At 74.9% G+C, this 10073-nt stretch carries 13 protein-coding genes and 1 pseudogene; 5 read left to right on the plus strand and 9 right to left on the minus strand.

Annotation, left to right across the window (positions count from 1 at the left end):
* Positions 1-204 precede the first annotated feature (204 nt).
* Together ACFVVA_RS32345 and ACFVVA_RS32350 are read right to left on the minus strand one after the other, a co-directional pair.
* Positions 205-435, minus strand: coding sequence for a hypothetical protein (locus ACFVVA_RS32345; protein WP_387694309.1), 231 nt, complete (start codon positions 433-435; stop codon positions 205-207).
* A gap of 196 nt (positions 436-631) precedes the next feature.
* Entirely contained in the window at positions 632-1390 is a 759-nt protein-coding gene (locus ACFVVA_RS32350) for a hypothetical protein (protein WP_387694310.1), read from the minus strand.
* 288 nt (positions 1391-1678) lie between these two features.
* Between ACFVVA_RS32350 and ACFVVA_RS32355 the strand changes: the two genes are divergently transcribed.
* Positions 1679-2320, plus strand: a complete 642-nt coding sequence (locus ACFVVA_RS32355) for a dihydrofolate reductase family protein (protein WP_387694311.1) — start codon at positions 1679-1681, stop codon at positions 2318-2320.
* 45 nt (positions 2321-2365) lie between these two features.
* On the opposite strand, the gene ACFVVA_RS32360 is transcribed toward ACFVVA_RS32355, so the two are convergent.
* A complete protein-coding gene (locus ACFVVA_RS32360; protein ID WP_387694312.1) occupies positions 2366-3379 on the minus strand; it encodes a BtrH N-terminal domain-containing protein in 1014 nt (337 codons plus the stop codon).
* A complete protein-coding gene (locus ACFVVA_RS32365; RefSeq protein ID WP_387694313.1) occupies positions 3376-4260 on the minus strand; it encodes a MerR family DNA-binding transcriptional regulator in 885 nt (294 codons plus the stop codon). The genes ACFVVA_RS32360 and ACFVVA_RS32365 overlap by 4 nt, the downstream gene beginning before the upstream one ends.
* Positions 4261-4500: 240 nt before the next feature.
* Between ACFVVA_RS32365 and ACFVVA_RS32370 the strand changes: the two genes are divergently transcribed.
* The 4 genes and pseudogenes from ACFVVA_RS32370 (at position 4501) to ACFVVA_RS32385 (ending at position 7191) form a co-directional block, all read left to right on the plus strand.
* Complete coding sequence (locus ACFVVA_RS32370; protein ID WP_387694314.1) at positions 4501-5013, plus strand: GNAT family N-acetyltransferase; 513 nt, start codon at positions 4501-4503, stop codon at positions 5011-5013.
* A gap of 56 nt (positions 5014-5069) precedes the next feature.
* Positions 5070-5285 (plus strand): annotated as a pseudogene (locus tag ACFVVA_RS32375) (AAA family ATPase); the annotation flags it as partial.
* A gap of 160 nt (positions 5286-5445) precedes the next feature.
* Positions 5446-6198, plus strand: coding sequence for a hypothetical protein (locus tag ACFVVA_RS32380; RefSeq protein WP_387694315.1), 753 nt, complete (start codon positions 5446-5448; stop codon positions 6196-6198).
* Positions 6199-6438: 240 nt separating this feature from the next.
* A complete protein-coding gene (locus ACFVVA_RS32385) occupies positions 6439-7191 on the plus strand; it encodes a hypothetical protein (RefSeq protein WP_387694316.1) in 753 nt (250 codons plus the stop codon).
* Positions 7192-7209: 18 nt separating this feature from the next.
* Here ACFVVA_RS32385 and ACFVVA_RS32390 read toward each other — a convergent pair whose 3' ends face one another.
* From ACFVVA_RS32390 to ACFVVA_RS32410, 5 genes are all read right to left on the minus strand, one after another.
* A complete protein-coding gene (locus ACFVVA_RS32390; protein WP_387694317.1) occupies positions 7210-7659 on the minus strand; it encodes a VOC family protein in 450 nt (149 codons plus the stop codon).
* 72 nt (positions 7660-7731) lie between these two features.
* Positions 7732-8349, minus strand: a complete 618-nt coding sequence (gene thpR / locus ACFVVA_RS32395; RefSeq protein WP_387694318.1) for an RNA 2',3'-cyclic phosphodiesterase — start codon at positions 8347-8349, stop codon at positions 7732-7734.
* Between the two features lie 161 nt (positions 8350-8510).
* Positions 8511-9215, minus strand: a complete 705-nt coding sequence (locus ACFVVA_RS32400) for a hypothetical protein (RefSeq protein ID WP_387694319.1) — start codon at positions 9213-9215, stop codon at positions 8511-8513.
* Positions 9212-9832: a SigE family RNA polymerase sigma factor gene (locus tag ACFVVA_RS32405; protein ID WP_387694320.1), complete on the minus strand. Its 621-nt coding sequence runs from the start codon at positions 9830-9832 to the stop codon at positions 9212-9214. The genes ACFVVA_RS32400 and ACFVVA_RS32405 overlap by 4 nt, the downstream gene beginning before the upstream one ends.
* A gap of 53 nt (positions 9833-9885) precedes the next feature.
* Positions 9886-10073, minus strand: a 188-nt coding sequence (locus ACFVVA_RS32410) for a hypothetical protein (protein ID WP_387694321.1), incomplete at its 5' end; no start/stop codon positions are given.

The following is a 10073-nucleotide window of genomic DNA, read 5'->3' on the forward strand; positions in this document are numbered from 1 at the left end:
AGGGCCACAAGAGCAGGGAACGCTCGGCGGAGCCGCTCTCTCCCGCACGGCCGGGCCAGGACCGACGAGTGGCCTTCCGGGCCGGCAAGTGAGAGTCAGCTCTCTCTTCTCTCGGGAGAGTAACACCGTCGGCACGCACAGTCAGCCACTGCTGGAGCGCACGCGGTGAAAGGGCGACAGGCCCCGGGAGCCCGGGCGGTGGGATCACATGCCGGGGGTACGGGCGAGGAGCTGGTGGTGGAGGTCGTCGAGGCGGCCCGCACCGTGGCTTCTGCGGTTCTTGATGCCGCGGCGGATCCCGGCGTACGCGGCGGCGGCCAGCAGGGTGGTGCCGTCGTCGCGGTCGAGTCCGCCGATCGCCACGTCCGCCAGGAACTCGAAGACCGTGGTGTCGTCGCCGCGCTCGATGGCGGCCAGCAGGGGGTGCAGGTCCACCGGCCGATCATGCCCGCCGCCCGAAGGCCGGGGCGAACGGTTTTCCGCCCCCGGCCCCACGACCCCTTTGAGCCGGGGGTTGCCTTCCCGGATCACGGTGCCGTGGTCGGGGACGTGCGCGGCCCCGGGTGCACTCCGGGTCGTGGGTGACGAGGGACGCCCGCCCCGGGCCCACGGGGAGTCCGCGCGGCGCCCGTCAGCCCGTCGCCGCAGATGTGACGAGTCGGTGGATCTGGGTGGTCACCAGGTCGGTGCGCAGGGCGGGATCGTGCGCGGTGTCGTCGCCGGTGAGGAACAGGACGCGGTTGTCCCCGACGGCGGCGTAGAGGTAGACGCGGGTGAAGCCGCCCTGCGAGGTCACCGCTCCGGTCGGCGAGACGACGCGGAAGCCGACCGCCGGTGCCTCCGGCACAGCGGAGGGCACCGGCTCGACCCTCAGGTCCGCCCCACTGCCGCCGTTGTCCAGACGGAACCCGGTGCAGCCGCCCCCGTGCACAGCGGCCTCCAGCGCGTCGAAGCGCTCCTTCGACCGTCCGTCCGTGAAGCTGCCGACATCCACCAGCGTGCGATTGCCGAGGACGTTGTTCCCGGTGACGTACCAGCGCCGGGCGGAGGCCGCGGGCCGCTCGGACATGACGGTGAGAACCGGTGCGCACGCCGGATACCGCTGCGCCGCCACAGCCGTCGGGTCCGACCCGGCGGCGGGCGCGTCCTTGGCGGGCTCGGTGGTACTGCCGGGCGGCAGGTCCGCGGCCGACAGCAGAACGTCCGTCAACTGCTCCCCGGACAGCGGCCCGAGGGCACGCCACGCGGGTGCGGGCCCGGCCGGCGCGGCAGTGGACGGCGGCGCGGCGGGGACGCCGGTGGGACTGCTGCCGCCGGCGCCTGCCGGACCGGGTGGCGCGGCCGAACAGCCGGCCATGAGGGCGATCAGCGCCGGTATCAGCGATGCCATTCGTATGACGGGCCGTGCCAAGGTCTCTCCTGCTTTCTCTTCCCGCTCGACCGCACCATCTGCGGTGCGGGCCCATTCTGCCCGCGGGACGGCGCCCGGCTGGCCCGCCTCGTCGGACGGGTGGTGCGCCAGGGGTGAACACCCGCCCCCACGTGCGACGTCCGAGTGCCGGGCACGGCGGGTGCGGAAACCGGGTAGCGGGAATCGGGCACCGGCGCGGCGATGAGTCTTCCGGCCCCGGAAGGTCTACATCTCGACGGGGACGACCAACTCATCGGGAGTGCAGACATGGGCCTCATCCACATCGAACTGTTCGCGACCCTCGACCTCGTCGGGCAGGCGCCCGGCGGCCCCGACGAGGACCCGGTGGGGTTCCCGTTCGGCGGCTGGCAGGCGCCGCTGATCGACGAGGGCACCGGGGCGCAGATCCTCGCCGCGTACGAGGGCACGGACGCCCTGCTGCTCGGCCGGCGGACGTACGACATCTTCGCCGCCTACTGGCCGCACCAGAAGGACGGCGAGATCGCCGAACTCTTCAACCGCGTCCCGAAGTACGTGGCCTCCCGCGGCACGCCCGGCCTCCCGTGGGCCGGATCCACGCTGCTGGGCCCGGACCTGGCCGGCGCGGTGCGCGAGGTCCGTGACCGGCACGGGCACGTGAAGGTCGTCGGGAGCCTGGACCTGGTGCAGACCCTCCTGCGCGAGAAGCTCTTCGACCGTCTCGACCTGTGGGTGCACCCGATCGTGCTCGGCGTCGGGAAGAAGGTGTTCGACGGTGGCGCGGTGCCCACGAACCTGACGCTCCTCGAACCGCCGGCGGCCGGTGCGCAGGGCACGGTGTTCCTGCGCTACGGGCTCGCCGACGGCACGCCCCGGACGGGCGACATGAGCGCGCCCGACCGCGGTCTCGGGCACGACGACTCCCGGTGATCCGGAAGGCCGGGCGGCCCGGCGGGCACACCGCCCGGCGGCGGCTCACCGCCGGGGCCGGCCAGCGATGACCGGCCCGTCGCTGCCGGCCGGTAGCCGGGCCAGTTCCTCCATCGCCTCGCGCTCGATCCGCGCCAGCTCGCCCAGCAGCCCGCCGGCCCGCTCCAGCGGCGCCGCGTCCCCCGACTCCCCGGCCGCGCCGACCAGTCGGGCCACCTCGCTCCAGCCCGCCGCGGCCTCGGCGTAGCGGTCGCGGGCGGTGCGCACCCGGGGGTCGTCGAGCAGTTCGGCGCACTCGGCGAGGAAGTCCCGGTAGAGGTTGCGGAACAGTGCGCCGCCCGTCCCGGCCAGCTCCATCATCCGTGCGGCCTGCGGCAGTCGGAGTTCCGGCCGGTCGGCCCTGGCCTGCCAGCCCGGCACCAGGGCGGCGGCCCTGGCGATGCCGCGGTGGCCGAGGTTGGCGATCGGCGGGTGCAGGAAGGCCGCCGCACAGTCGGCCATCGCCGGAGCCAGCAGGTCACGCACGTCCGGCGGTTCGCCGTGCAGGGCGAGCGTGAAGGAGCGGTGGCGGGCGGTCATCGGGCCGCGTTCGGCGCGCGCCGCCGCCAGCGAGGCCAGGCTGGTGGTGACCGCGCCGCCCTGCTGCGCGGTGTCCACCAGGTGGGCGTCGGTCGCGTCGTAGCCGCGCATCGCGACCACGTGCCCGCCGAAGTGCACCCGCGAGGTGAAGTACTCCAGGTGGTAGCAGTCCAGTTGGAGCCCGACCGGGCGTCCGGCGTCCAGCTCGGCGGCCACGTTGCGCCAGGCCCGGCCGGCGGAGGCGGTCTCCCGGACGTCCAGCTCCAGACCGAGCCGGGCGGCCAGGGCGCGGGTCAGCTCGAAGGGCTTGACCCGGCCGCCGAGGAACGGGAAGTCCATCCCCTTGCCGTCCCAGTAGACGAACGACAGCCCGGCCCCGAGCCCGAACAGCATCGGCTCGGACAGCACGACGCCCTCGTGGCGCAGCAGCACGTCCAGCGCCGTCGTCTCGCAGTGCTTCCCGCCGAGCGGCTCCGTCATGCCGCTTCCTCCGTCCGCTCCTCGACCCGGACCACCAGGCGGGTCGTCCACTCCTGCTCCGGGGCCTCCTCCGGTCCGACCAGGTACGCCTCCCGCACCGGGGCCAGCGGCCGCAGTCCGCGCTCGTGCACGGCGGCCAGCAACGCGTGGTAGGCGAGCGGCAGTTGGGAGTACGGGCCGTGGTGGACCGTCTCCACCACCGGGCCGCCGGGCAGCAGCTCGCGCTCCAGACCGGCGGGCAGCCTGCGGGGCCCGCCCGCCTCGACCGCCGTGTCCGCCGCGTCCGCCTCCACCGGCACCACCGGCTCGACCTCCTCGACCGGCTCGGCGCCGACCGCGATGCGCATGCCCTCGGCGAGGTCCAGCGGGAACAGCCCCCACAGCGGGAGCCGCCAGGGCGTGCCCTGCAGTCCCGCCAGCAGCCGGCGGACGCACCCGCCGGTCCGCTCCGCCAACTCGCCCGGCCCGGCCACCGCCCGTACGACGACGAGTCGCCGCTCCGGCTCCCACCCGAGGACGATCTCGTACCCGGGCAGTCCGCCGCCGGCCGCGAGTCGCTCCAGCAGCTCCAGGCGGGCCCGGTCGCGGGTGATCCGCTCCGCGACCCGGTCGCGTTCGGCGCGCAGCAGACCGGCCCGCTCCGGCTCGGCGGCCGCCAGGGTCGCGGCGATCACCGCGAGCGGCACGTCGAGGTCGCGCAGCAGCGCGACGGTGAGCGCGTCGCGGGCCTGCCCGGGGGCGTAGTAGCGGTACCCGGTGGCGGGGTCGACCCTGGCCGGGGGCAGCAGGCCGGTGTCGTCGTAGTGGCGGAGCTGTTTCACGCTCAGCCGGCAGAGGCGGGCGAAGCGCCCGATGGTGAGAAAGTCGTCCTGGTCTCGCACGGGCCCATCGTGGACCCTCCCGCTGTGGGAGGGTCCATCCCGCGCGCCCGGCCGGACCGCCGGCGGGAGGCCGCCGTCGGTCCTGCGGCGAGCACGGATGCCGCCGCCGGGATCCCGGCTCTCCGGCGGCCGCACGTACCGCTGCCCCGTACGGACGGCAGGGCGGGTCGTCCACTGCGTGATCGCGAGCGCGGCGGAAAACGGTGCGACACCGAACGAATCCGCCCCTACACTCCCGGCATGATCCGTTCTGCAGTGCTGGAGGACGCGTCGACGCTCGGCGATCTGAAGGTGAGGTCGTGGCGGGCGGCGTACGCGGGATTCATGAGCGCCGTACACCTCGACGGGCTGGACCCGGTCGAGGAGTCCGCGGAGTGGGCCGAGTACCTGGCCGATCTCCCGGACCGTCACCGGCTGTGGGTCGCGGAGCGGGACGGCGCCGTGATCGGCTTCTGCCGTACCGGGCCCGCCGACGGGGACCCGGACCTCGGCGGCGACGCGGCGGAGGTCTACGGCCTGTACATCGAGCCGGGCCTCATCGGCACGGGGCTGGGCGCGAGCCTGTTCGGCCGTGCCGTGGCCGACCTCGAAGCGCGGGCCCACCGGCCGCTGTGCGTGTACGCCTACGTGCCCAACACCTCCGCCATCCGCTTCTACGAGCGGGCCGGGTTCGTGCGGGACGGCACCGTCCGGCTCGACGAGGAGGAGGACGGGACGGCGATCGCCGAGGCACGACTGGTCAAGCACCCGTAGGGCGGGAACAGGCCGGGGGCGGTGTGAGGAGGCCGCACCGCGGGGACAGCCCCGACGTGGCGGGCAGCGCGGAGACGGTGTTGGTGGTGGTGCGGGGGCCCAGCGGCGCCGGGAAGTCGAGCGTCGCCGCGCGGCTGCGCGCCGCCTACGGCCGGGGCATCGCCGTCGTCGCGCAGGACGTGCTGCGGCGCGACGTGCTGCGCGAGCGGGACGTCCCGGGCGGGGCGAACATCGGCCTGATCGACCTGGTGGCCCGGCACGCCCTGGATCACGCCCTCACCCCACCCGGCTGGACGCCGAGGCCCTGAACCCGGAGGCCTCGGCGCGCGGTTCCCGGTCCGCGCGGCGGGCCGCAACCGGAGGCCGCGCGGCGGCGTCCACCCGGATACGAACGGTCGTCCGACCGCCGTACTCCTGGGGGGATTTCCGCACATGCCGATCAACGACGCCGTCCCTGCGCCACCACCGCACGGCTCCCTGACGCCCTGCCCGGGCTGCGCGCTGACCGACCAGGTCCGCAGTGTGCCGGCGGTCCACCTGGGCGAGCGGCGGAACGTCACCGTGCGCTCCTCCGGCGGCGACGGCCGCACCGAGACCCGCGAGGAGGTGTCCGCCCTCGGCCGGGCCCTGGCACCCGCGCCGCCCACGACCAGCACGGCGGTCCAGACGCTGGCGGCCCTGGGCTTCGTGACGCTGATCGGGGCGGTCTTCACCCTCGTCCAGGGCACCATGGCGCGCGATGCGCCCGTCGGCCGGAAGCTCGACCTCTCGCCGCCGGACTGGGTGACCAAGCACCCGGGGTTCCCCAACGACTTCCCCACCGACCTCCTCCCGGGCGGCCTTCCGAAGGCCGCTCCGGCCTCCCCGGCCGCGCAGGCGGCGGCCCCGCTCGCCGACGCGGACGACGCGCTGGTCCCGCTCTGGGGGTCGTATCTGATCCTGGCCGTCGCGATCGCCCTGCTGGCGGGCGCGACCGCGCTGTTCCTCGCCAGGCGGCGGCGCCTGGAGGGCCGGCCCCGGGCCGAACGGCTCTGGAACCAGGCCTGGTACTGCGCCCGTTGCGGCACCGCGCACTTCCCGCCCACCGCCGGACAGGGCAGCGGGTCGCTCGGCCTCGCGGAGTTCCGCAAGGCGGTCTGGACGGCGGGCGGCTACGGCGACCTCGCCGAGCGGTACCGGCCGTAGGCGCGGGACGGGTCCCGCCGGGTCGAGGACCGCCTTCGTTCGCATCGGCCGCGGCCGCTGACGGGTGAGATCCGTGGGGAGGCGAGTGGGGCGCGGAGGGGCTGAGCCGCGCCGTCCCGGCAAGCCCCGGCGCAGCCGACATCCGGCGGGCGGCGGCCCGGACGGGGGCCACGACGGGGCGCCGGGGCAGCCGTAGCGGGCGCGCCGGACGGGCCCCGCGCGGGTGGATACGCTGGCGGAATGACCGGAGTACTGGAATTCGGCGCGCTGCTGGCGAACCTGATGGACCGTCGGGTGCTCGACAGCGCTGCGCTCTCGGCGGCGGCCGGCGCCGACCCGACGGAGTTGCGGGCCGTACTGGACGGGCGGGTGCCGACCGGACAGCTGCTCAGGGGCCTGGCGCCGGTGCTCGGGCTGCACGCCGCCGACCTGTTCGTCCTTTCCCGGCAGCCGGTGCCCGACGACCTGACGCCGGTCACCCGCAATCCGCACTGGTCGGTCAGCCCCGTCGTCCACAACACGATGGTCATGCCCGCCGAGAACCGGCGTCCGCTGCTGGACGCGATCCGGGCGCAGCCCCTGGTGCGGCGGGAGGGACGGGGCGGGATCGACCGGCCGCACCACCGGTACGAACCGGGATTCGGGGCAGTGCTCCTGGAGCTCGCACACAGTCGGAACCTCAGGTGGACGTGCACGGCGAAGGCCCTGTACGCGGTGACCGACGGGCGGGTCTACCGGGCGGCGTCCACGATCGGCGGGGTGGGCCGCGGCGCCGTCGAAGCCACCCCGGAGCTGGTGGCCGGCTTCGCGGGAGTGCTCGGCATCCCCGCGCCCGACCTGGCGGCGGTCGGCGGCATGCGCCTGCCGGACGACCTGCCGCCGCTCCACTCCCGGGCCGCGGACGTGGCCGCGGTCATCTGGGAAGCCCGGCGCCTGACCACCGCCCAGCTGGAGGAGGTCGATCTCACCTCCCACCACCTGGCAGGCCGCTGACCCGCACTCCCCCGCTGCTCATCGCAGGAGCCGGCCGGCCGGGGCCGCGGCGACGCAGAACTCGTTGCCCTCCGGGTCGGCCATCACGACGTGGTGCCCGTCGAACTCCTGCAGGACGGACCCGCCCGCCTTCACCAGCCGCTCGGACTCCGCCTTGATCCGCGCCCACCGCTCACCGGGGCTGCCGTGTCCGGGCACCCGGACGTCGAGGTGGAGCCGGTTCTTCGCCGTCTTCGGTTCGGGGACCTTGAGGATGGAGAGGCGGGGGCCGGTGCCGTCGGGATCGCAGAGCCACGCCCCGTCGTCCGCGGAGTCGTCCTCCGGCAGGTCGAACTGCGCGAGCCACTCCTCGCGGGTTGTGAAGGGTGCGGGCGGCGGCTCGTCGACATAGCCCAGTGCCGTCTTCCAGAACGCGGCGAGGAGCGGTGCGTTCGCGCAGTCGAGGGTCAGATCGATTCTGGCTGCCATGACAGGACCGTACTGCGCACCTCCGACAGCCGCGCCACGAGTCGCGGGCCTGCGGGCCTGCGGGCCCGCGGGCTACGGCTCGGTGAGGGAGCCGCCGTCGAGGGCCTGGACGGCGGCGCCCAACCGCCACGCCTCGATGTCGCGGTAGTGGATCGGCCCGGGGCCGCGGCCGATGTTGCTGCCGACGAGGTGGAGGCGTTCGGTCCGCCACGGCCGGCCCACGAATCCCGCGAGCCCGGCCGCGGCCTGCGGCACGCTGACGGGGTCGTCACGGCGGGCGCGTGCCAGGGTCAGGTGGGGGCGCAGCGGCCGGTCCCTGAATTCGATTCCGCAGGACCCGACCAGGTCCCGGACGTCGGTGGCGAGCCGGTGCAGTCCTTCCAGGTCCCCGTCGATGCCGGTCCACAGGAGTCGCTGGTCGAAGTGGCCGCCGCCGCGCAGGCCCAGGTGCAGGGCGGGGTGCGACGCGGCCGCGTCGGCCAGTGCCGATCGCAGCAGCGGCACCGCCGTGGACGGCTGTTCGCCGAGGAAGGCCAGGGTGATGTGCCAGTCCTCGATCCGGTTCCACCGCAGCCGCGGGTACCCGGCATACGCGGGTCGCAGGGCCCGGGCCAGTTCGTCCTTGGCGTCGTCGGGCGGGGCGAGCGCCACGAAGACGCGCAGGGTCGGGGGTGCGGGGTGATCGTCCACGAGGGGGGAGGGTAGCCGAGGGTCGGCGGCGCCCTCGACTCCACCGTACGAAACCGTACGGAACCGTACGGAACCGTACGGAACCGTGCTGAACCACACAGAAGTGCGCCGAGCCGGCCGCTCGACGAGCGGCCGGCTCCACTACCGCGCTGCCGGTCCGGTCAGGACGGCAGCGTCTTGCTCGCCAGCACCTTCCCCTGGGCGTCGTACGCGGCGAGCCTGATGCCCTCCAGCGGGTGTGCCCCCGGGCCGTCGGCGGCCTTCTGGCTGGGCCCCCAGACGTAGCCGGTGGCGTAGCCCGGGTCGCCGGGGAGCGAGGCGACGGTGGCCCAGTACGCCTGGCCGTCCACCTCGATGGCCATCCGGGCGACCTGCCCGGGACCGTGGTAGACGAGGTTGTACAGGCCCTCCTGGTGCTGCGGGGGGTTCCCGTAGTACTGCATGGTGATCTCGGTCGTGCCCCCCGCCCAGGAGTATCCGGCGCATCCCGGGCCGGTCTTGTAGGCGGGAGCGTCGTGGATGCAGATCTCCTGGTCCTTCAGCTGCATCCACCAGTCCGGGCGGCCCAGCGCCAGCTGCTGGCCGGGTTCCACCACCAGGGCCTCGGGAGCCGGCCCCGTCGGTGCCGGCGGGGCCTGCGAGGCGGGCCCGACGGCCCGGCTCCCGCCCTGCGCGGACAGGACGGCACCCGTACCGGCCACCAGCGCGAGCGCGGCCACCGCGGCCGACGCGCCCACCGCCATCCGGCGCCCCCGCCGCTGCCGGCGCACGTGGACCTGCACGGGCCCGGCGGACCAGTCCGCCACCGCGACCCGGGCCGCCTCGTCCCGCAGGGCGCCGCGCACCATGTCCTCGGTGTCCATCACCTGTTGCCTCCGTCCGTGCCGTCGATCGTCGAAGCGGTGCCCGCCGCGTACGGGGCCAGCACCGGGTGGCTGCGCAGTTTCGCCAGGCCTCGGCTGGCCTGGCTCTTGACGTTGCCGAGCGAGCAGCCGAGCACTTCGGCGACCTGGTACTCGCTCATGTCCTCCCAGTAGCGCAGGACGACCACGGCCCGCTGGCGCTGCGGCAGCTCGGCCAGTGCCTGGAGGAGCACGGAGCGCTCCTCGACGTCGCGGTGGCCGCCGCCGGCGGTGTGTGCCCGATCGGGGAGGACGGGCACGAGCAGCTGCCTGACCCGGCGCCGCCGGTGGCGGCTCAGGTTGTTGTTCACCAGGGCCCGGTGGACGTAGGCGTCCGGCTCCTCCAGGCGGCTGATCCGGGACCAGTTCCTGAAGACCTTCGCGAACGTCGCCTGCACCACGTCCTCGGCCTCGTGGTAGTCGCCCGTGAGCAGGTAGGCGGTGCGTACCAGGCGCCGCCAGCGGGTGGCGGCGAACCCCTCGAAGTCGAGCTCCCGCGGGCCGGGGCCGCCCGCGGAAGCCGGTGCCGTGCCGGGCCTGGGCCGGTCCTCCACCGGGATGTGCAATGCGCTCGCGGTCATCCGATTCCTCTTCGTCCACGCGACGACCCGACCGGACCGTCGCTCTGCCCTACTCACCGCCGCGCCGCCGCAAGGGTTGCACGCCGGCGCCGAATCATCCTGGCGTCGAGCACGGCAGGGGGCTCACGAAGGGTCGGGCCGGTCGGGTTGCCGGCGCCGACGACGACCGACAGCCGATGATCGACGGCCGACGGCCGGGCACCGACGGCAGGGCGCCCCGGTGCGGCGGCCTCGTCCGGCC

This window comes from Kitasatospora sp. NPDC058048, assembly GCF_042885555.1.
GTDB classification, from domain to species: domain Bacteria; phylum Actinomycetota; class Actinomycetes; order Streptomycetales; family Streptomycetaceae; genus Kitasatospora; species Kitasatospora lactacystinica.

What these genes read in the sequence shown, in the direction of transcription:
- ACFVVA_RS32350 (WP_387694310.1), bottom strand. Translation starts at nt 1,390, where the DNA reads ATGGCATCGCTGATACCGGCGCTGATCGCCCTCATGGCCGGCTGTTCG.
- ACFVVA_RS32355 (WP_387694311.1), top strand. Translation starts at nt 1,679, where the DNA reads ATGGGCCTCATCCACATCGAACTGTTCGCGACCCTCGACCTCGTCGGG.
- ACFVVA_RS32360 (WP_387694312.1), bottom strand. Translation starts at nt 3,379, where the DNA reads ATGACGGAGCCGCTCGGCGGGAAGCACTGCGAGACGACGGCGCTGGAC.
- ACFVVA_RS32370 (WP_387694314.1), top strand. Translation starts at nt 4,501, where the DNA reads ATGATCCGTTCTGCAGTGCTGGAGGACGCGTCGACGCTCGGCGATCTG.
- ACFVVA_RS32380 (WP_387694315.1), top strand. Translation starts at nt 5,446, where the DNA reads ATGCCGATCAACGACGCCGTCCCTGCGCCACCACCGCACGGCTCCCTG.
- ACFVVA_RS32385 (WP_387694316.1), top strand. Translation starts at nt 6,439, where the DNA reads ATGACCGGAGTACTGGAATTCGGCGCGCTGCTGGCGAACCTGATGGAC.
- ACFVVA_RS32390 (WP_387694317.1), bottom strand. Translation starts at nt 7,659, where the DNA reads ATGGCAGCCAGAATCGATCTGACCCTCGACTGCGCGAACGCACCGCTC.
- ACFVVA_RS32405 (WP_387694320.1), bottom strand. Translation starts at nt 9,832, where the DNA reads ATGACCGCGAGCGCATTGCACATCCCGGTGGAGGACCGGCCCAGGCCC.